Here is a 26,244-nt window from a genome sequence, read left to right as displayed (position 1 = left end):
ACTAGGCCTATGCCCATGTCAGCGGGTACCGGTCATAGCGTCAATATTTACCGTGGCAGTGTTTATATTTCCGGCCAGATCCGCATGGACAAGGAGCATTGCGGCTAACGTTTTCAAATGCCTCCGACGGAACATTAAGAGTTCCCGCCTGCCTAGGCGGTAAAGCTGTAGAGACTGTTCCCAGCGAACCACCATCTATATCGTTACTATCATCCTCACCAGTTAAGGGATCAATATGTGTCGTCAAGAAATCGGGCAGCTCTGGCAACTCCGGAATCTCAATGTCTTCCTGACGGTGGAACTGACTTACCGCAATCGTCTTGGTCACACTCTCACGGATCACCTCCAGCATGCGTTCAAATAGGCCAAAAGATTCCTGTTTATACTCATCCAAAGGCTTTTTCTGGGCGTAAGCACGAAGGAAGACTACCTGACGCAATGCATCAAGTGTAGCAAGATGCTCTTTCCAATGGTGGTCGAGCGATTCTAGCAAGATTGATTTTTCAATCTGAACCCAGATTTCAGGATCAATCTGTTCAATCTTCGCATTGAAATCTGCATCGGCCAATTCGGCAATACGTGTTTCTAGTATTTCCGGCTCGACAGCATCTTCTGTTAACCAAGCGTCAATGTCTGGAGTAAGGCCAAAAACCTCTTCAACACGGGTTTTGAGTAATTCTATATCCCATTGCTCCGGATAACTGCCCGGAGGACAACTGTCCGCTACTATAGCATTGACCGTTTCATGACGCATATCTTCTACAACATCACCAACGGTCTCAGCGTCCATAATTTCAGACCGCTGCTCGTAAATTACCTTGCGCTGGTCATTCATAACATCGTCATATTCAACGACCTGCTTACGGGCCTCATAATTGCGCGCTTCAACTTTTTTCTGTGCAGTTTCAATCGCTTTTGATAGCCACTTTCCACCGATTGCCTCACCATCTTCCAGATTTTTATTCATCATTTTGGCGAACATTGTTTCTGTCCCGAAGATTCGCAGTAAGTCGTCTTCTAGACAGAGGTAGAAACGGCTGAGACCGGGGTCACCTTGACGACCGGAACGGCCGCGTAATTGGTTATCAATACGGCGACTTTCATGTCGCTCCGTTCCCAATACGAACAATCCGCCCGCCGCGCGTACTTCCTCACGCAGCGCCCGAACCTCCTCTTCGATCTTGGCAATGGCCTTATCTCGCTCTGGCCCCTCCTCCATTCCATCCAGTTCTTGCTCAATACGAAAATCAATATTACCGCCAAGCTGAATATCCGTCCCGCGACCAGCCATGTTAGTCGCGATTGTAACTGCACCCGGGCTACCAGCCTGAGCAACGATATGTGCTTCCTGTTCATGAAAACGAGCATTGAGAACATTGTGTGCGACATTCTCTTTTTTAAGAAAGTCAGACAAAAGCTCTGACTTTTCTATGGAAACAGTGCCGACTAGAACAGGTTGCCCTCTATCACTATGTTCTTTGATTTTCTTTGCAATTGCCGCGAATTTATCATGGGTATTCTTATAAAACTCGTCATTCTCATCAATTCGTTGAATCGGTTTATTCGTAGGAATGGTTACAACGTTCATCTTATAGATTTCAAAGAATTCAGCAGCTTCTGTCGCAGCTGTACCGGTCATCCCTGATAATTTGGGATACATGCGGAAGTAATTCTGGAAAGTAATTGATGCCATTGTCTGGTTTTCAGGCTCGATTTGAACACCTTCTTTCGCTTCAACAGCCTGATGCAAGCCATTCGACCAACGGCGTCCTTCCATCATACGACCAGTAAATTCATCAATGATTATAACCTTACCATCCTTGACGATATAATCAGTGTCACGCTTACGCATAACATTTGCCATCAAGGCCTGGTTTAGGTGATGGACAACCTGAGTGTTTTCATAATCATAGAGGTTGTCACCTTCGAGCAACCCTGCAGCCTCAAGCAAACGCTCAGCTTTTTCTGTGCCTTCTTCTGTCAAGGAAATAGTGCGACTTTTTTCGTCCTTTTCATAATCCTCTTCGGTGATATCCTGAACAACTGCATTCACCGATATATATAACTCTGACTTGTCGTCGGTTGGTCCTGATATGATGAGCGGTGTCCGTGCTTCATCAATCAAAATTGAATCCACTTCATCGACTATCGCAAAGTTGAATGGCCGCTGCACCATCTGATCGCGGTCATGCTTCATATTATCGCGGAGATAATCGAACCCAAACTCATTATTCGTGCCATAGGTGATATCCGCAGCGTAAGCTTCTCGTCGCTGATCTTCACCGATATTTGGTACAATGATGCCAACACTCATTCCGAGGAAATTATAAACCTGGCTCATCCACTCACCATCGCGGCGTGCTAGATAATCATTCACTGTAACAACATGAACACCCTTGCCTTCAATGGCATTAAGGTAGCAGGCTAATGTTGCAACCAGCGTTTTACCTTCACCTGTGCGCATTTCAGAAATTTCACCGCGATGCAATACGATACCACCGACCATCTGCACGTCATAATGACGCTGCCCTAAGGTTCGTTTCGCGGCCTCACGGACGACCGCGAATGCTTCCGGCAATATATCGTCCAGCGTTTCACCCTTAGCGATCCGCTCTCGAAAATAAGGTGTCTTTGCCGCTAACTCACTATCAGTCAGTGGCTCAACTTCCGGTTCGAAAGCATTGATTTGATCAACCACTTTCATAATTGATTTCACGTAACGGTCGTTAGATGACCCGAATAAAGATTTGGCAAGACTGCCGAGCATAATGATTTCCGATGTTCAAATAGGTGATGGGCGTATTAAAAGCCCAATTCTCGTTCGTATTTAAGGATGATCAGGGACAGATCAATATTATGATAGTCCAATACAAAAACTAAGGTGCGCCCTCTTCATGCTCAAGCTTATCGCCGGATGTCATGTTAACTGGCGTAACAGGCCAAATTGGTTTTGCACTATATGCACTAGCAACCCATGCAGGAGTGATAGTACTGCTAATGGTCAAAACACGCTCAGCATCATCCAGAACCGTTGATTGTGCCATTTCTGTAAGAGAAGCATCCTGACCCTCTGCTGTCTCAGTAGCTACATTAGCAGTCGGCATATAAACACCAACTGCATTGAAGAGCAGCAACATAAAACTTGCAATGTAGACGTTCATCAATAAGGCCTTGTCAGATTGCGAGCTTTTTAGCAAACCAATAGATAAAGGCAAGTTAAGTGTCAGAAACCATATCTCCTCTTGCGCCAACTCATAGAGCGATACTTCCAGTAATTTCCGGGGTGATATGCCGCGTAGCTCGTGCACAGTACAAGCAGTGGGATCGCTGCGATCTAACTTATATCGAGCTACCAAAGGATAGTTCTGTTGCGGGAGTTCTGACAAAGAGCAAATGCCCTTCGCCCGAAGTAGAGTGGTGTCGTAACGCTCTAACCAAAGGGAAGGCACGTGGCCTTGTTGTTAATGCCGGCAATGCCAATGCATTCACAGGGGACCGTGGCAAAGAGGCAGTTGAGCTTATTCTATCATTGGTAAGTGAACATTTGAACTGTACGAAGGAAGAGATTTTCGTATCGTCAACCGGTGTCATCGGTGAGCCGTTACCAAAACACAAAGCTGAAAAGGGTTTGAACTCTGCGTTCAGTGCAGAGCCATGCACTTGGGAACAAGCCGCTGCCACTATAATGACTACCGATACGTTCCCCAAAATGGCGACTAGCAGTGCGGTTGTGGATGGTAAAACCGTGCAGCTGAACGGCATTGTCAAAGGGTCTGGTATGATTGCGCCTGATATGGCGACAATGCTCGGCTATATCTTTACAGATGCGGCTGTGGATGCTGGTTTTCTGCAGGAGATGTTGAGCGCTGCGACCGAAAAGAGCTTTAACTGCATTACTGTAGATAGTGATACATCTACCAGCGATACTGTCTTGGCGTTTGCGACAGGTCAGAATGGTGCCCTTGCCCTTAGTTCATTTGATGACCCGGGTGCAGATGCTTTTCAGGCTGCTTTAAGTGACATCTGCCTTCAAATGGCTCAGCTTGTGGTTCGCGATGGTGAGGGAGCGAGCAAGTTCATAGAGATCGCTGTAACCGGGGCGGAAACCGATGACAGTGCCAAACGGATTGCGTTGTCGATTGCGAATTCCCCATTGGTAAAGACCGCCATTGCCGGTGAAGATGCCAATTGGGGCCGGATTGTCATGGCGGTTGGCAAAGCAGGAGAACCAGCGGACCGTGACAAGCTATCAATAGGGTTTGGCGGCGTTACAGTAGCACGTGATGGACTGGTGGTTCCGGACTATGATGAAGCACCGGTTGCGGCGCATTTGAAGGGAACCGAGATTGATGTCAGCGTTGATATTGGCATCGGTAGAGGGAAAGCCACTGTCTGGACTTGTGATTTGACCCATGGCTATATCGCGATCAATGCCGACTACCGAAGCTAGAGCTTAGTGGAACGAATGGAGTCACTATCGCATGATTGGGAAATCGGTTCAAGCCATCATCCGGCGTGTTGCCCATGAGGTTGTCCTGCCGCATTATCAGAACCTGCAAATCACTGATATTAAAGAGAAATCTCCCGGCGATTTGGTCACAGTAGCCGACAAGCTGAGCGAGGAAATGCTTGGCAGAGAACTCTCCGCCTTGCTCCCCGGCGCTGCCATTGTTGGTGAGGAAGCTAGCGCGCTTGATCCGACTGTCATGGACCATCTGACGGATGATCAGGCGTGGATAATTGACCCCATTGACGGCACAGGAAATTTTGCCGCCGGAAAACCGCCATTCGGAATCATCGTTGCCTTGTCGGAGGCGAATGAGACTGTCGCAGGCTGGCTCTATGATCCGCTAAACGACCGCATGTGTTATGCAGCCAAAGGACAAGGCGCCTTCATTAACGGCGAGAGATGCACCGCGCCTGAAAGGCACGCTGAGAAACCGGTCGCTGCGCTCGCCACCGGCTTTATGTCACCCCCGCAACGTGACAAGCTCCTCCGCGCAGCAGAGGGCCGTTATCAGATCGTTGATATTCCGCGCTGCGCCGCCGAACAATATCCACGGCTGGCGTTAGGCACCAACCATATTTCTACGTTTGAGCGGACCTTGCCGTGGGATCATGCCGCAGGTATCTTGTTCCTGAACGAAGCTGGCGGAAAGGCCGCGCGCTGGAACGGAGATGGCTACCGGCCAGCAGATCGCAAAACCGGATTACTCGGAGCCTCATCCCCTGCACTTTGGGATGAGGCTGCCGAAAAATTAAGTCATATATTCAGCGATTAAGCCAGATTGCTTTCAAGCCATGATTTCAACTGGCTTTTCGGAGCGGCCCCGACTTTGGTTTCTACGGGTTCACCGTTTTTGAACAAGATCATCGTCGGTATTCCGCGTACACCATATTTACCGGGTGCATCGGGACTATCGTCGATATTCAGCTTGGCGATAGTCACCTTCTCGCCCAGCTCATCACTGATTTCTTCTAGCGCAGGGCCGATCATCTTACACGGACCGCACCATTCTGCCCAGAAATCGACAAGCACAGGCCCGTCCGCTTTCAAAACATCTTGTTCAAAACTTTCATCGGTAATTGCTTTTGTAGCCATAGGTGGCCTCCTTTGCTGGTTTAACCCCTATTTAGGGCCGAGGACTTCATTGCTCAAGCATTAGCCTCAAAAGCTTTTGCATGGGCATTCATAGTTTGGATTGTCGGGCAGGTTTATTGGCCCGGTTTATGGGTGTCGACAAGGTCGGCTGAAAGCTCCAATAAACTTGGCCCGTGGGTATAGAGCAAAGCCGCCTTTATCTCGCGCCCGGGAAATATTTTCTCCAGCGCAGCAACATAAGCAGCCATCTGGCGCAGATAGGACACCGGTGCCGCGGCTGCGTTCTGCGGCACCGAACGGCCGGTTTTGAAATCAACAACCGTTATCAAATCATCGGTGATTAACAATCGGTCCACCGTTCCTGAAATAACATGTTGATCGACAACCGCTGCAACTGGCGCTTCAGCAAAGCTCTCCGACGAAAATAAATCCAGCCAATCGGGATTGTTCAAAACCGACATTACCGTATCGATCAACGACTTACGTTGCGAAACATCTTTTACGCGCTTTTGTTTCTCTAACCAGCGGTCTGCTATATGCTCACGCTTTTCAGGCGCAATGTCTGGCAAACGCTCAAACAGGCTATGGAGCAGCTTGCCCCGCTCCGCTGCATCGCGCATTGCCTGGGCGGGCGGCGGATTACTTGCATCATCGGGGCCAAGGTCGGACGGCGTCAACGGGCGTGGAGGCCGTGCTTCCTCTGGCGCTGGAGCAAACATCCATTCAGGGAGAACCATCGGTTTATCAGTCGCTTTAATGGCTTTTGATTGCCCCTTGGGCTTGCCTACTGCTTGCGGGCCAGCATAAATGCGTTCGGAAATCCAGCGGGTCGAATCCGTCTGCTCTGCTCCCAGCGCGATCAAACTCTGCTCAACGGCATGATGCCAGCTACCTTCCGGCACAACGCCTTTGGCCTTTGGTCCCAAGGTTCCGGCAATGACCAGATGTTCTTCTGCCCGTGTCATCGCCACATATAACAGCCGCCAATGCTCTTCACGTTCGCGTGAGTCCGCCACTGTCGCATAGGCATCGAGCAATCCGATACGCTCTGCTTTGCGGATCGGCACAACGGGATATTCGTATTCAGCCTCTTTTTCTCTGGGATCGGAAATATCAAACCCGCCACTTTTCTTGTTTGCCGGATCAAAAGTCGCATTGGCAAGGATAACCAGTGGAGCCTCCAGCCCTTTGGCACCATGAACCGTCATTAATCGAACTTCATTACCCCCTTCCATCTGGTCGCGTTTAATTTCCACATCTCCGCGATCAAACCAGTCGAGAAATCCCTGCAAGGTCGGAATATGGTCCTGCTCAAAAGCCAGTGCAGTGTTCAGCAGCTCTTCCATCGGATCAAGCGCCGCATGACCAAGCCGCGCCGTCAGTTTTTTGCGCCCTTCAATCGGGCCGGACATAATATTTTCCAAAAACTGATAAGGCGTGTTAAAATCCGCCATATTTAAAAGTTCACGCAGCGGTTCTATAAATTCCGCAAGCTCTTTTTGGCTACGCAAAAACTCCCACAGGCTCTGGTCCTTGTGATCATTCCCGCGATATCCGCGCGCAAGCAAATCCTCTTGTGACCAGCCCAAAAGCGGTGACACCAATATAGAAGCAAGGTTCAGATCATCATTCGGTTGTAAAACAAATCGAATGGTGGCCAACATATCCTGTACCACCAATGGCTGGTTCAGCCTTATGCGGTCAATACCTGCAACCGGAACATTTTCGGCAAACAGACGGGCCACAATCAGATTGCTTAACTCGTCCCGCTTGCTGACAAGGATCATGATGTCTTTAGGTTCCAGCGGACGGTTTTGATGATTGAGCCACAAAGGTGCTTCCGGAGAAAGCCATTCCTTGATTTGCAGCGCAAGCCTTTGTGCAAAAATAAGCTTTTCTTCGCTTAGCCAGTTTTCTTCATCGTCGGGATCACCAGACATATTATGGGCAACCGGCTGTAACAGCCTTACGCTTCCGGTGCCTTCCGCATGATGGCTTTTATGGGGTGGGATAGGTTTGTCGAGGCCCAGTTCTTTTTCGCCTATATAGCTCAGCACCTTATCAACTACTGCCAATATCGGAGGCATGGAACGGAAGCTGCGGTCAAGGGACAGGTCGCTAAAATCACGCTCCGATGCTTTTGCTCTATCAAAAAACTCCTCCCTCGCTTTGACATAATTATGCGGACTGGTTCCCTGAAAACCAAAAATAGCCTGTTTGAAATCCCCGACGGTGAATAACGTCCGAACCTTGTCAGCATTGGCTCCCAAGCCAGCGAAAAACTCCCCGGCCAGTGCCCGGACAATATCCCATTGCGCCAGATTGGTATCTTGCGCTTCATCGACCAGAATATGGTCTGTGCGCTGGTCCAGTTTATATCGGATCCATTCCGACATATTCCCCTGATTTAACAGCTTTGCCGTCATCCGGATCATATCATCGAAATCAACCACGCCTTGCAGTTTTTTGGCCTCTGCATAGCGATGGGAAAAAGCACGGCCTGCATTCAAAGCGCCGGCAAAAAGGTCGGCATAATCAAACAGCGTTCTGGTTTCGATAAGCTGACGGCAATGGTCATACATTGCGGTGCATAGATCGGCATAATGGGGAGCGATTTTATCCAGCCCCTTTGCAACAACGCGCATGTCGCCATCGGTCTTAGCCCAAATTTTATGAAGGTCAGACAGGCTTGCTGCGCGAGCGGGTATATCGGCGGCGAGCCAATCTTGTATCTGCTCGATATATCCTTTGGCTGTTTTTGTATTCCAATCGGCCAGCGCTCCAGACATTTCCTCCAAAGAGGCAATATCAAACATATCGTCACTGCAATTTTGCTCTAACCAGTTTTGTGCATCGCCATCTATGGGCAAATCCAGCAATCCCCGAACAAAGGGCAGAACGCCGCTAGGCAGCTTTTCCATCGCATCCGGCTTGGACGCGCATTTCATAAGATATTGTTCGGCTGCTTCTTCACCCATACGGATGCTCAGCGCCTGAATAGACTGAATAATATCGGTGCTGCCTGCCGCCTCTTCGTCAAGCAGCAGGTCGCTTAATGCCTGACGCGCCAGAATTTTCTGGTCACGTTCTTCAATCGGCTTGAACAGCGCCGGAATATCCGCCTCTGCGGGAAAGCTGGCCAGCAAAGCCTGACAAAAGCTGTGGATCGTCATAATCCGCAAGCCGCCACCGCGTGCATCGAGAACGCGGGCAAATAATGTCCGCGCATATTCCCGGGTATCCGGATCAACCGGAGCGCCGATAGCCGACAAATCCTCTGCCAGTTTCGCATTATCAAGCCGTACCCAGCTTGCCAGTTGCTTGTGAATCCGGTCCGCCATTTCCGCGGCTCCTGCCTTGGTAAAGGTCAGGCATAAAATATGTTCCGGGCTTACATTCTCGCGCAGTAATAGGCGAAAAACGCGCGCTGCAAGAACATGCGTTTTTCCGGTTCCGGCAGAGGCGCTGAGCCAGATATTATTGTCCGGCTGCACCGCTTCACTTTGCTTATCAGCCAGAGGGTGCAGGGTTTTTGCGTTACTCATGATCGCCCTCCGCTGGTTCTGGAGCGCGGCCATACCATTCTTCACGCCGCATCAATTGATCATAATCGGCATAAGGCGCATATTCCGGATGGAGCTTGGCAATCATAGGTTTTTTGCCCAGAATATAGCTATCCACGGCTTTGGCCAGTTCTTCCACAGCATGATCGACCATCCGGTCTGTTTCAATCCTGTCGCGGCTACGGGAGTTGGTAGGGGAAGCAATATAGCCAAAATTATCCTTGCCGCCTTGCTTTGCCAGCGACCAATATTCAAAACCACTCGCTTTGCCTGATAGCCCCCCGAAATCGCCCTTCTCCGCAATAGCGCCCAATAAACCCAGTTGCAGGGCAAAGCCTTCGCTCACTTGCTTGTTTGATGGTGGTTTGCCCGTTTTATAATCGACAATGCCCAGTCCGCCATCCGGCATACGGTCGATCCGGTCCGCTATGCCGAACAGATCGACACCGGCTATGTTCGCGTTGCCGCTTTGCTCGGATTTAATCGGTATGCGCCCCTCTTCCCGTTGCTGGGCCACGGTTTGCGCTATCCATAAAAGCCCTTCAATCAACCGGGGAGTCCACAGCGTCCGCATCAAGGGATGAGATGACCGTTCGTTGAGGAAATCATGGGCGCGTTTTTTCAGCGCATCAGGCTCATAGTCATCCTCTTTCGCCCATTTATCCAATATATCGTGGATGATCGAACCACGCCACGCCGGACTTGGCTCCGCATCAATCATGTCCAGTGTGCCAAGCCCCATGATCTTTGCAGCATAAAAGGCGAAAGGATCAGCAATCAGGCGATCGACATTGGTGACGGACAGTTTCACCAGACGCTGCTCCGCGCTCGGCATTGGCGCGGGCTGCTCGATCCTGATCAGTTTTTCCGGCTGGTCAATGCGCTGTGCCCAGTTTTGGGCGGCAGGATGCTCTTTCAAACTATCGCCGCACATGGCTTTCAAACGAAGCAGAAACCGTGATGCGATAGCAGGACCTGAGCCGTCACGCTCTGCGCGGGTCAGCACAACATTTTGCGCGCCCATTGCGCCAACCAGATCATGCGCTGACAGACCGATTTGCCGTTCCTGCGCCGGTAGGCCCAGCGATTTTCGCACCATCGGGGCCAGCCACGGGTCCGGCGTTATGGCTTGCGGCCAACTGCCCTCGTTGAGGCCACAACAAATGACCAGATCAGCTTGTTGAAGCCGCGCTTCCAACAGGCCATAAAGAGCAATACGCGGATGCCCGCTATAAGGAGGACGGACCGGAATATCAGCCAAAAATGTCTCAAAATAGCTGGCGATCTCCCGCGACTGGATATTCATCGGCCCCAATGCTGCGCGTTCTTCCATTTCGGCCAGAAAGTCAGCCAATTGCCGCCCCGCAGGCCCCGTCCAGACCTGACCACCCGTCAACAATTCTGCCAGTTTGCGAATTTCTGCAAGCATTTCGGCCCAACCAATCGCACCGCTTAACGCCTTTTCCGCTGGCGCGAATATCGCGCGTACTTCCTTCCACCAGGGCAACAAATCCTTACGCAACGCTATGGTTCTACCGTTCTCGCTGTGGAACAAATTATCAATGCCCGAGAGTCCCGGCGCAGATCGGGGACCACGCATCAACAGATCAAGTTTGCGAACCTGTCTCAGCCAGTCAAGCCGCTCATCCCCCGCCTTAACCAATGGGTGCTTTAGCAAGGCCAAAAATTCTGCTGGAGGGAAGCCGTCTGTAGTAGCCGACAATAATGCCAGAAAAAATATGCCTTGCGGTTTTTTCGACAAAGGCTGCCCGGCCGTATCATCTGCTGTAATTTTCCAGCGTTCCAGATGCGCTGATATCCGTCCTGCCAATGCCCTGTCCGGCGTAATAATCGCAACACGGCGCTCCGGCGTTTCCAGAGCTTCCCGCGCCAATAGTGCAATCATCTGGGCTTCCGCGGCACTATTGCGTGCCTCGATAACCTGCACACCGGCCAAGCTGCGGTCATTGGTCTCAAGAAGCTGCCACCGATCCGTTAGCTGGGGATTAGCAAAGGCATTGCTGAGCGCCCGGCTACGCTTTGCTGCAGCACCGCTGGTTCCGATTCTGGGCCAACGCATGATTTCTGCGCGCGCAATCGACATACGCTCAAGCAGCAGCTTCATATGATATTGCGGATGGGTTTCCTGTGCGCGCTTAATTTTTCCGCTTTCGGGATCAGGCACGAACGGGCCAAGCAAACCCCATTCTTCATCGTCCATGACCATATCAAGATCAGGCAGCACTACCATACCGTCTGGCAAAAACGCGATAGCCCGTAAAAAGCGCGCAATGGCCGGTGCAGAGGTTGTGATACCCGCCGCCACGAGAAAATTGTCAGGCGGTCTGCTTTTCCAGGTCTTTACACTTTGATCGAAAATCGCATTGCGGCGCGCCGCTTCATCAACGACGCTCATTTCCTGCAATTTTTCTTGCCATTGCTCGGCAACAACACGAAAGAAAGCGAGTGAATCCTGCCAATGGCTGGATAATTCAGGCTCTACATCAATGTCAAAAAGCTCTTTGAGCGCGATTTCTTCAACCGTAAGCTGGTCCATAGTCCGCGCGAATTCACGCGCCAGCCGCAGAGCGTCTTTAGACAATAGAGCATTGCCCCTAGCCGCGCTCTCAGTTTCTATCAGACGCGCCAGCATCAGCAATCTGTCAAGCGGGTCAATCGCGGGCGGAATGTCCAGTGCCAGTTCCCCACGGTCCAGCGCTACGCCGATTGATTCGTCCAGTTCCAAATCACCGATCACCGCCATTTGCGGCAAGAGCAAACCATCCTCACTCAGCCTGACAAAAGCGTCATGAACTGCGCGCCGCGCCCGGTTATTGGGCAATATAACCAGTCCCCTCGCCAACCCCAAAGGATCTTTAGCAAATCGATCAATCAGACCTTGTGCCAGCGCGTCGGCAAAACCGCCATGCGCAGCGATATTGTAAATAGCAGGCTGTCGCCTCGCGCTCATAGGGAATTAATCATTGGTAAGAGCTCTCTCAGTAGGCGCAATCGCTTCGGGTGATCCGACTTCAAACCAATTGCCTTCATGCACCAGACCAAATAAACGACCTTCCTCGATAGCCCGGTCCCATAAAATATTAGTCGAAAAAGGGCCATCAGGCGCATCGCGTAGCAAGCGTTTGGAAACAAGCTGAATACCCGTGTAAATAAATGGAGCCTGACGCCCCGGTTCACGGCGTGATATGCGGCCCAGATCATCCATGGTAAAATCACCGGCACCCCGGTGGTTAAAGGCTTTGGTTTGCGGCACCAGTAGCAACAACGCATCCATTTGAGTATCATCCCACCGGTCTTCCAGCCGTTGCAGGCTGTTGGTCGGACCATCCGTCCACAGGTTGTCACTATTAACCGCGAAAAAGCGATCTTCGTCTATTAACGGCGCAGCCTTTACCATGCCGCCACCGGTTTCCATTAATTGTGCCCGTTCATCCGATATACGAATATCGAAAGGGTAATTGACTGATTTGAGATGCGCCTCAAGTGCATCGGGCAGATAATGGGCGTTGACGACAACCTTCATCACCCCTGCTTCCCATAATTTATCAAGGCAATGATCAATCATTGCCTTCCCGGCCACTTTCACCAGCGGTTTTGGCCGGGTCGCAGTCAGCGGGCGCATCCGTTTGCCTAGCCCCGCCGCCATAACCATCGCTGTTTCAACTTTACTCATGCGGGCGCTCCGACAATTGGCTTGCTGCGGATATTATCCGGAATATTTCGATCGAACCATTCGGCTAGCGGCGCAAGATCGGGATGGGCCAGATCTTTTTCCAGCAGGCGCCACATACGCGGCAGATAATCCAGATAACGGTTTTTGCCGTCACGAATATAAAGCCGCGTGAATATTCCGATTATCTTGGTGTTACGCTGCGCTCCCAATATCGCATAATGCTTACGAAATTCAGCAGTTTCTGCGTCAGATCGGTCATCCAGATAATATCGCAGCATCTCCTCTTCCAATTCATCCGAAACGTCCCGGCGGGCATCCTGCAACATCGACACAAGATCATAAGCGGCATGTCCTGTTAAGGCGTCCTGAAAATCAAGCAGACCCAAACGGTTATCGTCGAGCAACATGATATTTTCGGCATGATAATCCCGAAGAACCGTTACCGGAGTTGATTGCGCGGCAATGACGGGCTGTAGAACTGTCTGCCAAATATCCACAAAACCGGGTTTATCAACGTCCAGAGACTGCGCCGGGCTATACCACTCGGTAAACAGGTTCACTTCCCTTTGATATTGCACCAGATCATATTCGGGAACATCCGCCGCCGGTTTTTGATGTAGCGCTTTTATAAGGTCAATCGTCTGCCGATATATGGTTGTTTCATCTTCGGGATGATCGTCAAGATGCTCGCGCATCCGGTGATCCCCGAAATCTTCAAGCAGGACCAGACCATGATCCAGATCCTCTCCAAAAATTTCCGGTGCGGCGAATCCCTGCGCCTTTAAGTGACGAGCGATGTTAATGAACGGCCGAGGGTCTTCATGCGGTGGCGGGGCGTCCATTAATATCGCCTTGCGATTTCCTGAAACGACGCGAAAATAGCGCCGGAAAGATGCATCTCCGGCAACGGGCAGAATATCGACATCCGTCCAGCCTAGTGCGTTCAAAAAAACCTGCGCTGACGCAGGCGGTATCATATTATTGGCCATCTATCTTCCCAAGCGGGGCCAGCATCCCAAGTCAACTGGCGAGTATCATCATTTTGTATTTCAAGTGTAATCTGCAAGGCATCACGCCAGAAACTGTCAGGCATACGGTCCGGCCATTCCGCAACGATCACCCCGTCGATCAATATATCATCAAGCCCCAGTTCCTGAATTTCCTCTGTATCCTCGATACGATAGAAATCAACATGGGCTATTGGAAGTCGTACCTCCGGTGGCTCATATTGCTGGACAATTGCAAATGTCGGGCTTGGCACGTCCTCTTCAAAGCCTAATCCACGTAATATACCGCGAGTCAACGTCGTCTTTCCGGCTCCCAGCGTCCCGGTCAATGCAATCTTGTCTCCCGGCCGCAGAATATGGGAAATCTGTTTTCCCAATGCCATGGCGGCAGCCTCATCATCCAGTTTCATCGGCAATATCCTGCGTCCTAAATTATTAGCCATTTATTGACGAGGCAGATGAATAGTGACCAGCGTCCCCTGTCCGGGTTCAGAGGTCAAACTAAGCTCACCGCCGTGAGCCAGCAATAATTGCCGCGCGAGCGGCAGGCCCAATCCGCCGGTGTTTTCTCCGGCTTTATTGTTGCTCCTGTCGCGGGATCGCGCGAAGCTGTCAAATGCCTTGGATTGCTGTCCGGCGCTCATGCCCGGTCCGTTATCGGAAATATGGATGACAGCCTGTCGTACATTCCCGCTACCATGTATCAATAGACGCCCCCCCTTGCCGGTATATCTGACGCTATTGTCAATGATTTGCGCGATGGCCTGTGCCAGACGCTTTTTATCCGCCAATGCTGAACCCAGCGTGCCATCAAGCTGTAACTCCATTTCCATATCCTGTGCCTGAACTTCATCGGCAAATTGCGCTGCAACCTCTTCAACCAATTTGTTCAGATTCACTTTTTCCTTGGCAATCGGCAAGGCGCCGGCCTCGCTTTGACTAAGGTCAAGCACATTGTCGATCTGCATCCCCAGCCGTTTAACCGATTGCAAAATGGCACGCACATATTCATGCCCCTGCTCCGTTAGCGGCCCTGCTACTTCATTATCCAGTAATTCGGCAAATCCGCCTATCGACGTCAGCGGTGTGCGGAACTCGTAACTCATATTTGACAGGAAAGACGCCTTGATCGAATCGGCCTCGACCAATGCTTCATTGCGCTCACGAAGCGCCAGCTCGATCCGGCTGCTGTCGGAAATATCAAGCATGGTGAATAGCGCATTGCCATCGGGCAACGGAATAGCGGCAAACGCAAAGCGGCGACCGTCCTGAAACGCGATTTGTCCGCTTTGCTGCACCCGATCGGATGTAGCCGTTCTTACCATGGCACGAACTGCTGATATCCGCTCAGGCTGTTTTAGCTGAACGGCCATTTTCTGCATCAGGGAATCAACGCGTGGATGCTGGTTCAATTCCTCTTCATCAAGATCCCAGTTTTTAACGAATTGATGGTTCCAGATATTCAATTTACCGTCAGCGGAGAATACGGCCACTGATTCAAACAAATTGTCAAAAGTCGCTGTGCGGACACGCAGCAAAGTGTCACGGGCACTGGCTAGCTGTACCTGCTCGGTGCGGTCCTCGATAATCATCAGCAACCCGCCATCGGGCGTTGGATTGGCGAGGACCCGTAAATGGGTTCCGTCCGCCAGCAACCAGTTTTCTTCCATGGAATCGGTCGACTTAAACCATTGTGTGCGCTCTTCCCGCCATTCAGGGAAATCACGCATCTCGGGTATCCGGTTCATCTCCCGCATGCGATCCAACACCCTTGGAAATTCGGGACGTTCTGCGATCCATTGCTGCCGCATGGAAAAGATGCGCTGAAACGGTAAATTGCAAAATTGCAAGGATTTATCGGCATCAAACTGCACCACCGCCGCCGATATTTTATCCAGCATGTCGCGCTGAGATTCATTGAACCGCCGTTGTTCTTTGCGCGAATCTATCAAATCCTGAATATCAATAGCGTAACCCGCAATGCCCGACTTGCCGAGAGGGACATCAACCACCTGCGTTGTCCGGCGTTGTCCGCCAATCGTCGTTGCGACAACCCGTTCATAAGGTTCGCCGTGCTTCTCCGCCTGCGCGGCGGCATCAACCGGACTGACCCCGTTGATCGTTTCGATAAGCTCAATGCCTTGCTCTACAACCTCGGCTCCATCATTGGCGTCCACCGCTTTTACATAAGCGCTGTTCACCAGTGTCAGCTTCAAATCCGGCGACCTGTGCCACATCGGAACCGGCGCCGCCTCTATCAACGCTGATAACGCATCAAAAGCCGCACGTGCCTCTTCGTTTTCCGCCTGTAGCTTTTCTATACGCATCTGGCTTTCCGTGGCGTCGAATATCCATAACAGGGCACTGCCATTGGGGGCGACCTGTTGATCGGCCAATCCTCCCTGGATGCGTAAGGATCGGTCCGATCCCGTAACCTTGATAGCGCGGGTAAAGCTGCCTCCCGATTTCTGGATGTGGTGAACATCTTGTATAAGGGATTCCAGATCCGCTTGGTTCAGTCCTGCATCACGATGGTGGAGTTCGGAAATATTGGCCGGCAAATAATCAAAACCGAACCAGTGCATCAAACGCTGTGATGCCTCTAGCTTTCCATCGGGGCGCACCAACAATGGCAATGCAGGAGATGTTTCCAATAACCGGCCCAACCGACCAGACTGGCGCAGCACCAATCGTGCACGGTTCTTCATAGCCAGACCAGTCCACACCGCCCACGCTGAAGCTCCTAGCCAAGCGGCAAGAATCAGGCCCAATATAACAGCGGTTAAATCCGGAACGTTCGACATTGCTATAAGCAATTAGACGGTTACATCGGCGGCGCAAAGCCCCTAATCATTGTGGTACAGAAAAGTCGGATGATATGAGGTATACAACAGCCGAAAAACTACCGGAGTATAGCTATGCCTATCGACGAAAGCCGAACATTCAAACCGATTAACATTGCTCTTTTGACTGTGTCTGACACCCGCTCGCTAAAAGAAGATACATCAGGGGATATCCTTGCAGAGCGTATTGAAGAAAAAGGGCATAAGCTGGTTTACCGGAACCTGATCCGCGATGATAAATCAAAAATTATCGCGCAGCTTCATCAATGGATTGATGAGGAAAGCGTCGATGCCATCATTACTACTGGCGGAACCGGGCTGACCGGGCGGGACATTACTCCCGAAGCACTGGATGCTGTAAAGGACAAGGATATTCCCGGTTTTGGCGAATTGTTCCGCTGGTTAAGCTATGACAAGATCGGGACCTCTACTGTCCAGTCCCGCGCCTGCGCCGTTGTGTCGCGTGGCACCTATATATTCGCGCTACCAGGATCAAACGGAGCGGTCAAAGATGGCTGGGACGGAATATTGGACAGCCAGTTAGACAGCCGCCATAGCCCGTGCAATTTTGTGGAGTTAATGCCACGGCTGCGGGAAAAATAGACATTTGTTCTTAGTTTGTTCTTGTGCTAGTCAAGGCTAATGGAACAAGACTCGCGACCAGGCCTCCCGCCCCGAAAGGGGCGCGGGGCAGTTACCAATAACGAAAGCAGTCGATTCAATCTATCTAGCCACGAAGCAGACGGCGACTGGTTGGACGTGCGCGAATCACTCGATGATGCTCCACCGAAATTACGCACACAGGTCACTGTCGAGGCCGCTAAATCGATATTGAATTTCAACAAATCACCGGATATTCCGTTTGATCGTTCGATAAATGCCTATCGCGGATGCGAGCATGGCTGTGTCTATTGCTTTGCCCGGCCAAGTCATGCCTATCTCGATCTGTCGCCCGGGCTGGATTTTGAAACCAAATTATTTGCAAAGCCGGATGCCGCGCGGTTGCTGCGCGAAACACTCGCAAAGCCGGGTTATCGCGCTGCGCCGATTGCTATCGGAACCAATACCGATCCGTATCAACCTATTGAAAAGCGTTTCCATATCACCCGCCAGATATTGGAAGTCATGTTGGAAACCCGACATCCCATCGGTATAACTACCAAATCGAACCGCGTTTTAGAGGACATTGAAACCCTTTCATGTTTAGCAGCGCTAGACCTTACCGCCGTCGCCATTTCCGTAACCAGTCTGAACAGTGGTGTTTCTCGCATCTTGGAGCCGCGCGCCCCCGCCCCCGCAAAGCGGCTGGACGCTGTACGCCAGTTGCGCGCGCGTGGTATTCCCGTTCATGTCAGCATTGCACCTGTCATCCCCGCCATCACCGATCATGAAATTGAGGCCATAGTTGACGCTGCGGCGAAACACGGCGCGCAAAGCGTTTCCGTCATTCCGGTGCGCCTGCCGCATGAAGTCGCACCATTATTTGAACAATGGCTTGAGGCCCATTTCCCAGACCGCAAGCAAAAGGTCATGGCCATAATCGCATCGCTTCGCGGTGGCCGGAAAAATGATCCGGATTTCTATAACCGCATGAGGGGCCAAGGCCCATGGGCAGAATTACTGCACCGACGGATTGCTATAGCAGCGCGAAAAAATGGCCTGGACAAAGCGAGATTTGCTCTCAGAACAGATTTGTTCCGTCGGCCCGTTATCAAAGGTTCCCAGTTGGAGCTGTTCTAACGCTTTCTGCGGGACCATAGCTTATCTCTTTTCATCGCCCTATAACAGGGTTACATTCCGGCATGTCAAAAAAACCAGATGTCACTTACGCAAATTATCTCGCCCTCGACACGCTTCTTTCTGCCCAGCACCCCCATTCGGATCTGGATGACGAAATGCTTTTCATCATCATTCACCAGACAAAAGAATTATGGTTGAAACAGATAATCCGTGAGATGAATCTCGCAATCTCCCAAATCGCCAGTGATGCACTGGTTCCTGCTTATAAAGCACTGGCAAGGGTTAGCCGGATACAGGCAGTTATGACATTAAGCTGGGATGTGCTCTCCACTATGACACCCAGCGACTATAGTCGCTTTCGTCATGTGCTCGGCTCCAGTTCTGGATTTCAATCCGATCAGTTCAGGACGGTCGAATATCTTCTGGGACTAAAGGACAAGACATTTCTGAAATATCAGGATGACAGGCCAGAGGCAAAGGCGGCCATGCAAGCCGCGTTAGAAGCACCAAGCATTTGGGATCATGCGATTGCCGCGCTGGCGCGTGCAGGATTTAATATATCACCGGAAATTCTAAACCGTGATTTCAGCAAAACCCATGTCCCCTCATCAGAGGTCGAAGACGCCTTTTTGTCCGTTTACCGGGAACCGGAACGCTATTGGGAGCTTTATCAACTTGGCGAAAAGCTAGTCGATCTTGATGATGCAATGGCGACATGGCGGCATAAACATGTGCTGACGGTAGAACGAATAATTGGCGGAAAAATGGGAACCGGCGGAACCGCAGGCGTTTCCTATTTGCAATCCACGGTTCCCAAACGCGCGTTCCCCGAACTTTGGTCGCTAAGAACTGCTTTATGAGCTGGAAACCGCTCTTTTCCAAAGCATTGGCTGCCAAGCCCGATCGCTTGCATTTCGCGGCCCATAGCCATCACTTGTGGCCAGACGCCGCTTGTGCGGGTCATTTGGTGGCTTGTAATGATGCTATGGAACTGGCCGATCAGAAGTGGGACAAGATAATGGGGCCAGTCTGGGCAGATGCACAGAATTATATTGCTTTGGAACTTAATTTACCGGACCGGCAAACGATAGCTTTTGCGCCCAATACCCATGACTTTCTTGTGCGTATCATGTCCGCTATTCCGACCCGCCCGGTTCGCGTTCTAACAACCGATGGCGAGTTTCACAGTTTTCGTAGGCAAATGGACCGTTGGAGCGAAGATGGTCAGGTGATCGTCGAAGCCGTGCCAGCAAACGCACTGGTTGATAAAGCAACATCCAGCAAACATGACCTTATATTTGCCAGTCAGGTGCTATTTAACTCTGGCACCGTCCTGAATGATATTGGCAAGCTGGCCGCGCTGGCACGCCCGGAGGGGCCATGGGTTGTCATAGATGGCTATCACGGTTTCATGGCGCTTGATACTGACCTTTCTACCGTCGCTGACAGGATATTCTATCTGGCTGGCGGATATAAATATGCCATGGCTGGTGAAGGCGTGTGCTTCTTGCACGCTGCGCCCGGCTATGCACCACGCCCCCCTGTCACGGGTTGGTTTGCTGCTTTTGACGACCTCTCGCTTTCGCCAGGCAGAACCGGATATGCTCCGGGCGGTCGCCGGTTTTTGGGTAGCACATTTGATCCATCGGGACTTTACCGCTTCAATGCGGTGCAAGAAATGTTAGCTGAAGCGAAGCTCTCGACAAGTGTGATTTCCGCTCATGTCGCGACATTGCAACAGCAATTCCTCAGCCACAATCCGTTACCGGATATGCGCTTGCTTAATCCGCTAGATGGCGAAGCGCATGCCCGGTTTCTGGCGTTCCAAAGCGAGCATGCATCATCGCTGCATGACGCTCTTACCGAACGGAATATAATCACCGATGTGCGCGGAGATGTGCTGCGCATCGGTTTTGGCCTCTATCATGACACAGAGGATGTTGACCGCTTAATCAAGTCAATCAGCAAAATATTGTCGATCACCTGACTTTGACTGCAAAACGTCAGGCAAAAAATGATCCGCGAAGCTTTAGGTTTCGGTCAGGCTTTTCAGCTTATAATCCTTATATTCATCGCGCAGCGCCCGTTTGAGCAACTTACCCGTAGCAGTGTGCGGCAATTCATCGACGAACTTCACTTCATCCGGCAACCACCATTTCGCGACCCTGTCTTTCAGATAGGAAATAATATCCTCGCTTGTCACATCTGCGCCTGACTTTTTGACAACGAGCAATAACGGTCGTTCATCCCATTTGGGGTGATAGACGCTAACCGCCGCTGCTTCTGCTACACCGGGACAACCGACTGCTGCGTTTTCCAGTTCGATCGAGCTGATCCACTCTCCGCCCGATTTGATCACATCCTTGGCGCGATCCGTGATTTGCATGGTGCCGTCAGGATGCAGCACTGCAACATCGCCGGTATCGAACCACAGATCATCTTCTACCGCGTCCTCATCTGCGCGGTAATAGCGTTGAATGATCCATGGCCCCCGTATTTCAAGCGTGCCGCTGGTTTCTCCATCGCGCGGCAAGACATTGCCATCCTCGTCCACTACGCGCAATTCGACACCGAAGGGCGGACGCCCCTGTTTACATATAACATCTACCTGCTCATCAAAACTCAGATCATCCCAATTAGCAGGCCGCGAACCGGCGGTTCCAATTGGTGAGGTTTCCGTCATACCCCATGCATGGGCGACGCGGATATCTTCTTTCATCAACCGCTCAACCATAGACCGGGGACAGGCTGAACCACCTATTACGACCACCTGTAATTTGCCATAATCTCCGCCATTTTCATCCATATCAGCGAACATCGAGAGCCAAACCGTCGGCACACCGGCGCTATGGGTTACACCTTCGTCACGGATCAGTTTCCACAAAACCGACGCTTCATTGGTCGCGGAAAAAACCATTTTTGCCCCAACCGCGGCGCAAGCAAATGGTACGCCCCAGGCATTGGCATGGAACATCGGAACAACTGGCAGCATGACGGAGCGGGTCGCCAAATCCAGAACGTCCGGCTGCACTTCGGTCAGGGCATGTAACATGTTAGAGCGGTTTTCGTACAAAACCCCTTTGGGATTACCCGTTGTGCCGCTAGTGTAACAAAGACCGCAAGGGTCAGTCTCTTCCACGTCTACCCACTCAAAATTGCCATCCTCGGCATCAACCAGTTCGCGAAAAGTAGGATAATCTCCTTTCTCACCATCAAACTGGATATAATGCTCAACTGTTTTCAACTGGGGTTTGAGCATTTCGATAATTGGTGTGAACATCTTGTCGAACAGCAAAACCCGGTCTTCAGCATGGTTGATAATGTAAACCAACTGCTCCTCAAACAGACGCGGGTTCACCGTATGAAGAATACTACCTATACCCGCAGAGCCATACCAGCTGACAAGATGGTGCTCGTGGTTCATTGCAATAGTAGCGATCCGGTCGCCTTTTTCTATGCCAAGCCGTTGCATTGCCTGTGCAAATTTGCGCGCATCCTGACCAACTTTTCCCCAATTGCTCCGCGTTAATGTGCCATCAGCCCAATAGCTGACCACTTCACGCGTGGAATGTTCTCGTGCCGCATGATCAATCAGATTGGTGATTTTAAGCGCACTGCCCTGCATAGCTCCGGCCATTAGTCTCTCCCGTTTAATATTTAGCTGTTTTTCAACTGAAACGGCTCAGCTTACAAGTCTTAAATTCGGCTTATCGTGCCGGACGGACCGTGATCCTGTAGCCGGTCCCAGACGTACATTAGATAATCCAGACAAATGGCTTAATGTTTCAGCTACTTGTGCATCCAGCTGAAATGACCGACCGAGGCGAATATGGACGTATTCCCCTTCAAAGCTAGGCACACGGGCGATGAGTTCGCTTCTACCGCCGGACAAGGGCGCAATGAAGTTTTTCAGTTCCTGAATCCCGTCCAGACTAAGCACATCAAGCTCCATCCGGATACGGGTTGATTTTTCAAGTCCGTCCATGGGCTGCGCCCGGCGGATTGCGACCCGGGGGCTTTCGTCATCAGAACGCTGATCCAGTTCGACATTTAACAAAGCGCAGCTGCCTTGCTTGGCCATTTCTGCCAAAAGCTCGCACTGGTCTTCCTCGAAACAGCTACCGGAAAACTGGCCGCTACTATCTGACAGGTCCACCAGCACAAAGCGTTTACCCCGCTTGCTATCGCGCCATCGTACACCTTCGATCAGAGCGGCCATCACCGCAGGCTTGCGCTGCCCTTCCGTAATTGGTCCCTCTTCGCACAAAGCTGCATAAGTCATAGCTCCATGCGAGGATGTGATTGCTTGAAACTGTGTTACGGGGTGGGAAGCAAAGTAAAAGCCAAAGGCATCGCGCTCACGCACCATGATTTCGTTCAGCCCCCAATCCTTACTTGCGGACAAACGGATGGCCTGCATATCCCCGCCGTCCCCGAACAGACCGCCCTGCCCGCTGATCCGGGCATTTGCGGCGCTATTGGCAACCGATAGCAACATGTCGGCCCCTTCGTGAACAGCGGCCCGGTTCGGCTCAAGCGTGTCAAATGCGCCTGAAGCGGCAAGACTTTCGATCTGTCTTTTATTCATGCCTGACGGGTCAACCCTGTTAGCAAAGTCATTCATTGACTCGAACGGCCCGTTTCTCGCACGCTCGGCAACAACCGCCTGCATGGATTTCTCACCCACATTTTTTAACCCCGCCAATGCGTAGCGAACGGCCAACGAACCGTCATCTTGCTCTTCAACCGCAAAATTTGGTCGGCTGTGGTTGATGGACGGCGGCAATATTGTCACGTCCAACCGCTTCATATCGTCAACAAAAATGCTGAGCTTGTCACTCTGATGCATATCAAAACACATGGAAGCGGCATAAAATTCATGTGGATAATGCGCTTTAAGCCATGCGGTCTGATAGGCAAGAAGGGCGTAGGCGGCGGCGTGACTTTTGTTAAAACCATAGCCGGCAAACTTATCAATCAGATCAAACAGCTCATTTGCCTGACCACTCTCGACACCATTTCTGGCAGCGCCCTCGACAAAAATGCTGCGTTGTGCATCCATTTCCGATTGAATTTTTTTACCCATGGCCCGTCGCAGCATATCCGCTTCGCCAAGAGAATAGCCTGCGATAACCTGCGCAGCCTGCATTACCTGTTCCTGATAGACTATGATTCCATAGGTCTCTTTCAGGATATCCTCCAGCAAAGGATGTGGATAAGCCAGTTCTGCACGACCGTTTTTACGATCGCCAAAGAGCGGTATATTATCCATGGGACCGGGCCGGTAGAGCGAGACGAGCGCGATAATATCACCAAAATTGGTCGGTTTTACTGCTGCCAGTGTCCGCCGCATACCCTCTGATTCAAGCTGGAACACGCCGACCGTATCACCCCGCTGTAACAGCTCGAACACTTTGGGGTCATCCCAAGCAAGAGAATCCAGATCAACTACGATATTTCGCTCCGCAAGAAGCTCTACCGCCTTTTTCAGAACAGAAAGTGTCTTCAGACCCAAAAAGTCGAATTTTACCAGACCGGCCTGCTCGACAAACTTCATATCAAATTGTGTGACCGGCAAATCCGAACGCGGATCGCGATAGAGCGGCACAAGCTGATCCAACGGCCTGTCACCAATCACTACGCCAGCCGCATGGGTCGAGCTATGACGCGGTAATCCTTCCAATTTCATGGCAAGGTCAAACAAGCGTTTTACATCCGCTTGCTTATGCTCCTGTGCCAATTCCGAAACGCCGTTCAGAGCCCTTTTCAAATCCCATGGGTCCGTGGGATGATTGGGTACCAATTTTGTTAGCCGGTCCACCTGACCATAGGGCATTTGCAAGACACGGCCTACATCTCGCAAAACAGCGCGAGCTTTCAGCTTCCCGAAAGTTATAATCTGAGCGACCTGACCCGTGCCATATTTGTCCTGCACATAGCGGATCACCTCGCCGCGGCGGGTCTCACAAAAATCGATGTCAAAGTCAGGCATTGAAACACGTTCAGGGTTCAAGAACCTTTCGAACAGCAAACCAAGCTTTATCGGATCTAGGTCAGTAATCGTCAGCGCCCACGCTACGACAGAACCAGCACCGGATCCGCGGCCTGGCCCCACCGGTATATCCTGTTCCTTGGCCCATTTGATAAAGTCAGCAACGATCAGGAAATAACCCGGAAAGCCCATATTGACGATCACGCTGATTTCAAAATCAAGCCGATCAAAATATTCCTGACGCTCTGATTCATCGGTCACGCCAAGATGGGCCAGCCTATCCTCAAGACCTGCTGTAGAATCGCGGCGCAGCTGTTCTGCTTCGCCAGCTAAATCCCCTGCCAAGCTCGGCAAAATCGGAGCACGTCGGGGCGGAGAGTAGGCACAGCGCTTTGCAATGACCAATGTATTTTCAAGCGCTTCGGGTATGTCTGCAAACAAATCCTCCATCACCGACGCGCTTTTTATCCATAAATGCGGTGACGGTTTATCGCGGTCGTCATTTTCCAGATAAGCTGAACTCGCGATACATTTCATCGCATCATGTGCTTCATGAAAGTCCGGTTCCGCATAACAGCTGGGGTTGGTCGCCACCAACGGAATGTTGCGGTCCATCGCCAAGGTAATCAGACCAGCCTCTGCTGCCATTTCTACCGGATCATCCCGGCGCGAAAGCTCGATATAAAGCCGGTCCGGAAAATATTGCTGAAGCAGTGATAGATAATGTTCTGCATCAGATAGCTGCTCTTCCGCCAGCAACCTTGTAACTGCACCCTCCCCGCCTCCGGTTAAGGCTAACAGTCCTTCACTATGTTGCTCCAGCATCTCAAGTGGAATATGGGCATCCTGTTCTATCGGACGTTCAAGATGAGAAGCCGATACTAATCGGCAAAGGTTTTGATATCCCGATTCATCTTGTGCATATAGTGCGACCCAATCCATGACTGGATTATCAATACCGGAACCGCCTGGCCGCGAAACCCGCAGGAAACAGCCTGTAATCGGTTGCACTCCATTAGCACGGCAGCCGTCGTCAAACGCCATCGAAGCAAATAGGCCTATTCGGTCAGCTAGTGCAACCGCCGGAAAACCCCGTTCCCTCGCAACAGCGCCAATGGCTTTTGGCTCCATTGCACCGTCCAAAATAGTATAGGCTGAAAAAGCGCGCAGATGGACGAAGGGAATTTGTGACATCATTACGCTTTAACGCGATAAAAAAGCTTTGACCACGACCACATTGTCGTGGTGGCACCTATCTACCGGTTTTCCACAGTTAGTTCGGGCTTTTTTCAGAGAAGCGCCTCAATATCTTTTCTCAGTTGCTCCGGCTTCACGGCTGGTCCGTGCCGCGCGACGACATTACCGTCACGATCAACCAGAAATTTGGTGAAGTTCCATTTGATTCGTGATCCCAGCAAACCGGATTTTTCAGATTTCAAATATTGCCATAACGGATCAGCATCTTTGCCATTAACATCAATTTTTCCCATCAGCGGGAAGCTGACATCATAATTGAGCGTGCAGAAATTTTTAATCTCTTCCGCATCACCGGGCTCTTGATTGCCAAATTGATTGCAAGGAAATGCCAATATTTCAAAACCTTTGTCTGAATAATCCTGATAAAGTTTTTCAAGTCCGTCATATTGCGGTGTAAAACCACATTTTGATGCAGTGTTCACGATCAGCAATATCTTACCTTTATATTCAGACAGGTCCGTCATCGAGCCATCTGCCTGCTTAACTTCAAAATCTGTAATCTGCATCGATGCGCCCCATATTTGCTCGTTTATCCCCACGGCACCT

The 26,244-nt window shown here is 51.1% G+C and carries 18 protein-coding genes; 6 read left to right on the top strand and 12 right to left on the bottom strand.

The window, feature by feature from the left end; translation table 11 throughout:
* Positions 1-40: 40 nt before the first annotated feature.
* Both secA and AB1K62_RS02755 read right to left on the bottom strand, forming a co-directional pair.
* Positions 41-2,767: a preprotein translocase subunit SecA gene (secA, locus tag AB1K62_RS02760; RefSeq protein ID WP_367001040.1), complete on the bottom strand. Its 2,727-nt coding sequence runs from the start codon at positions 2,765-2,767 to the stop codon at positions 41-43.
* Positions 2,768-2,876: 109 nt separating this feature from the next.
* On the bottom strand, positions 2,877-3,386 hold the full coding sequence (locus tag AB1K62_RS02755; RefSeq protein ID WP_367002079.1) for a hypothetical protein: 510 nt from the start codon (positions 3,384-3,386) through the stop codon (positions 2,877-2,879).
* Here AB1K62_RS02755 and argJ point away from each other — a divergent pair.
* Together argJ and AB1K62_RS02745 are read left to right on the top strand one after the other, a co-directional pair.
* A complete protein-coding gene (argJ, locus tag AB1K62_RS02750; protein ID WP_367002043.1) occupies positions 3,275-4,450 on the top strand; it encodes a bifunctional glutamate N-acetyltransferase/amino-acid acetyltransferase ArgJ in 1,176 nt (391 codons plus the stop codon). The genes AB1K62_RS02755 and argJ overlap by 112 nt on opposite strands.
* A 31-nt stretch (positions 4,451-4,481) precedes the next feature.
* On the top strand, positions 4,482-5,282 hold the full coding sequence (locus AB1K62_RS02745; protein ID WP_367001038.1) for an inositol monophosphatase family protein: 801 nt from the start codon (positions 4,482-4,484) through the stop codon (positions 5,280-5,282).
* Here the strand turns inward: AB1K62_RS02745 and trxA are convergent.
* The 7 genes from trxA to AB1K62_RS02710 all read right to left on the bottom strand — a co-directional run bounded on the left by trxA (position 5,279) and on the right by AB1K62_RS02710 (position 16,670).
* Positions 5,279-5,602, bottom strand: coding sequence for a thioredoxin TrxA (gene trxA, locus AB1K62_RS02740; RefSeq protein ID WP_367001036.1), 324 nt, complete (start codon positions 5,600-5,602; stop codon positions 5,279-5,281). The two genes, AB1K62_RS02745 and trxA, sit on opposite strands and share 4 nt — an antisense overlap.
* Before the next feature lie 113 nt (positions 5,603-5,715).
* Positions 5,716-9,147 (bottom strand): double-strand break repair helicase AddA, encoded by a 3,432-nt coding sequence (gene addA, locus AB1K62_RS02735; RefSeq protein ID WP_367001034.1) that lies wholly within the window; start codon positions 9,145-9,147, stop codon positions 5,716-5,718.
* Positions 9,140-12,136: a double-strand break repair protein AddB gene (gene addB / locus AB1K62_RS02730; RefSeq protein WP_367001033.1), complete on the bottom strand. Its 2,997-nt coding sequence runs from the start codon at positions 12,134-12,136 to the stop codon at positions 9,140-9,142. The genes addA and addB overlap by 8 nt, the downstream gene beginning before the upstream one ends.
* Before the next feature lie 6 nt (positions 12,137-12,142).
* Positions 12,143-12,859: a nucleotidyltransferase family protein gene (locus AB1K62_RS02725; RefSeq protein ID WP_367001030.1), complete on the bottom strand. Its 717-nt coding sequence runs from the start codon at positions 12,857-12,859 to the stop codon at positions 12,143-12,145.
* Positions 12,856-13,836 carry a phosphotransferase gene (locus AB1K62_RS02720; protein WP_367002042.1) on the bottom strand — a complete coding sequence of 327 codons (981 nt, stop codon included), beginning with the start codon at positions 13,834-13,836 and terminating at the stop codon, positions 12,856-12,858. Before AB1K62_RS02720 ends, AB1K62_RS02725 begins: the two co-directional genes overlap by 4 nt.
* Positions 13,833-14,276: a tRNA (adenosine(37)-N6)-threonylcarbamoyltransferase complex ATPase subunit type 1 TsaE gene (gene tsaE, locus AB1K62_RS02715; RefSeq protein WP_367001029.1), complete on the bottom strand. Its 444-nt coding sequence runs from the start codon at positions 14,274-14,276 to the stop codon at positions 13,833-13,835. Before tsaE ends, AB1K62_RS02720 begins: the two co-directional genes overlap by 4 nt.
* A gap of 33 nt (positions 14,277-14,309) precedes the next feature.
* The gene (locus AB1K62_RS02710; protein ID WP_367001027.1) at positions 14,310-16,670 is read right to left on the bottom strand and encodes a PAS-domain containing protein; all 2,361 of its coding nucleotides are present in this window, start codon (positions 16,668-16,670) and stop codon (positions 14,310-14,312) included.
* Positions 16,671-16,784: 114 nt separating this feature from the next.
* On the opposite strand from AB1K62_RS02710, the gene moaB reads away from it, so the two are divergent.
* The 4 genes from moaB (at position 16,785) to AB1K62_RS02690 (ending at position 20,436) form a co-directional block, all read left to right on the top strand.
* Positions 16,785-17,312: a molybdenum cofactor biosynthesis protein B gene (moaB, locus tag AB1K62_RS02705; protein WP_367001025.1), complete on the top strand. Its 528-nt coding sequence runs from the start codon at positions 16,785-16,787 to the stop codon at positions 17,310-17,312.
* 39 nt (positions 17,313-17,351) lie between these two features.
* Positions 17,352-18,449 carry a PA0069 family radical SAM protein gene (locus AB1K62_RS02700; protein WP_367001023.1) on the top strand — a complete coding sequence of 366 codons (1,098 nt, stop codon included), beginning with the start codon at positions 17,352-17,354 and terminating at the stop codon, positions 18,447-18,449.
* A 62-nt stretch (positions 18,450-18,511) separates the two neighbouring features.
* Positions 18,512-19,309, top strand: coding sequence for a tryptophan 2,3-dioxygenase (locus AB1K62_RS02695; protein ID WP_367001022.1), 798 nt, complete (start codon positions 18,512-18,514; stop codon positions 19,307-19,309).
* On the top strand, positions 19,306-20,436 hold the full coding sequence (locus AB1K62_RS02690; RefSeq protein ID WP_367001020.1) for an aminotransferase class V-fold PLP-dependent enzyme: 1,131 nt from the start codon (positions 19,306-19,308) through the stop codon (positions 20,434-20,436). Before AB1K62_RS02695 ends, AB1K62_RS02690 begins: the two co-directional genes overlap by 4 nt.
* Before the next feature lie 42 nt (positions 20,437-20,478).
* Here the strand turns inward: AB1K62_RS02690 and AB1K62_RS02685 are convergent, their stop codons facing one another.
* The 3 genes from AB1K62_RS02685 to AB1K62_RS02675 form a co-directional block, all read right to left on the bottom strand.
* Positions 20,479-22,086 carry a long-chain fatty acid--CoA ligase gene (locus tag AB1K62_RS02685; protein WP_367001018.1) on the bottom strand — a complete coding sequence of 536 codons (1,608 nt, stop codon included), beginning with the start codon at positions 22,084-22,086 and terminating at the stop codon, positions 20,479-20,481.
* A 45-nt stretch (positions 22,087-22,131) separates the two neighbouring features.
* The gene (gene dnaE, locus AB1K62_RS02680) at positions 22,132-25,635 is read right to left on the bottom strand and encodes a DNA polymerase III subunit alpha (RefSeq protein ID WP_367002040.1); all 3,504 of its coding nucleotides are present in this window, start codon (positions 25,633-25,635) and stop codon (positions 22,132-22,134) included.
* 95 nt (positions 25,636-25,730) lie between these two features.
* The gene (locus tag AB1K62_RS02675; protein ID WP_367002038.1) at positions 25,731-26,204 is read right to left on the bottom strand and encodes a glutathione peroxidase; all 474 of its coding nucleotides are present in this window, start codon (positions 26,202-26,204) and stop codon (positions 25,731-25,733) included.
* Between the last annotated feature and the right edge of the window lie 40 nt (positions 26,205-26,244).

Origin of the sequence: Parasphingorhabdus sp. JC815 (assembly GCF_040717415.1) — a bacterium.
In the GTDB taxonomy this organism is placed as follows: Bacteria; Pseudomonadota; Alphaproteobacteria; order Sphingomonadales; family Sphingomonadaceae; genus Parasphingorhabdus.
Note: the sequence above shows the minus strand (reverse complement) of the source record. Positions and strands in the feature narration are given on the sequence as shown.

Bases quoted from the DNA above. Each gene is read 5' to 3' on its own strand.
- moaB (WP_367001025.1), top strand. From the start codon at position 16,785: ATGCCTATCGACGAAAGCCGAACATTCAAACCGATTAACATTGCTCTT.
- AB1K62_RS02720 (WP_367002042.1), bottom strand. From the start codon at position 13,836: ATGATACCGCCTGCGTCAGCGCAGGTTTTTTTGAACGCACTAGGCTGG.
- AB1K62_RS02695 (WP_367001022.1), top strand. From the start codon at position 18,512: ATGTCAAAAAAACCAGATGTCACTTACGCAAATTATCTCGCCCTCGAC.
- AB1K62_RS02700 (WP_367001023.1), top strand. From the start codon at position 17,352: ATGGAACAAGACTCGCGACCAGGCCTCCCGCCCCGAAAGGGGCGCGGG.
- AB1K62_RS02690 (WP_367001020.1), top strand. From the start codon at position 19,306: ATGAGCTGGAAACCGCTCTTTTCCAAAGCATTGGCTGCCAAGCCCGAT.
- dnaE (WP_367002040.1), bottom strand. From the start codon at position 25,635: ATGTCACAAATTCCCTTCGTCCATCTGCGCGCTTTTTCAGCCTATACT.
- tsaE (WP_367001029.1), bottom strand. From the start codon at position 14,276: ATGAAACTGGATGATGAGGCTGCCGCCATGGCATTGGGAAAACAGATT.
- addB (WP_367001033.1), bottom strand. From the start codon at position 12,136: ATGAGCGCGAGGCGACAGCCTGCTATTTACAATATCGCTGCGCATGGC.
- secA (WP_367001040.1), bottom strand. From the start codon at position 2,767: ATGCTCGGCAGTCTTGCCAAATCTTTATTCGGGTCATCTAACGACCGT.
- addA (WP_367001034.1), bottom strand. From the start codon at position 9,147: ATGAGTAACGCAAAAACCCTGCACCCTCTGGCTGATAAGCAAAGTGAA.
- AB1K62_RS02675 (WP_367002038.1), bottom strand. From the start codon at position 26,204: ATGCAGATTACAGATTTTGAAGTTAAGCAGGCAGATGGCTCGATGACG.
- trxA (WP_367001036.1), bottom strand. From the start codon at position 5,602: ATGGCTACAAAAGCAATTACCGATGAAAGTTTTGAACAAGATGTTTTG.
- AB1K62_RS02685 (WP_367001018.1), bottom strand. From the start codon at position 22,086: ATGGCCGGAGCTATGCAGGGCAGTGCGCTTAAAATCACCAATCTGATT.
- AB1K62_RS02710 (WP_367001027.1), bottom strand. From the start codon at position 16,670: ATGTCGAACGTTCCGGATTTAACCGCTGTTATATTGGGCCTGATTCTT.
- AB1K62_RS02745 (WP_367001038.1), top strand. From the start codon at position 4,482: ATGATTGGGAAATCGGTTCAAGCCATCATCCGGCGTGTTGCCCATGAG.
- AB1K62_RS02725 (WP_367001030.1), bottom strand. From the start codon at position 12,859: ATGAGTAAAGTTGAAACAGCGATGGTTATGGCGGCGGGGCTAGGCAAA.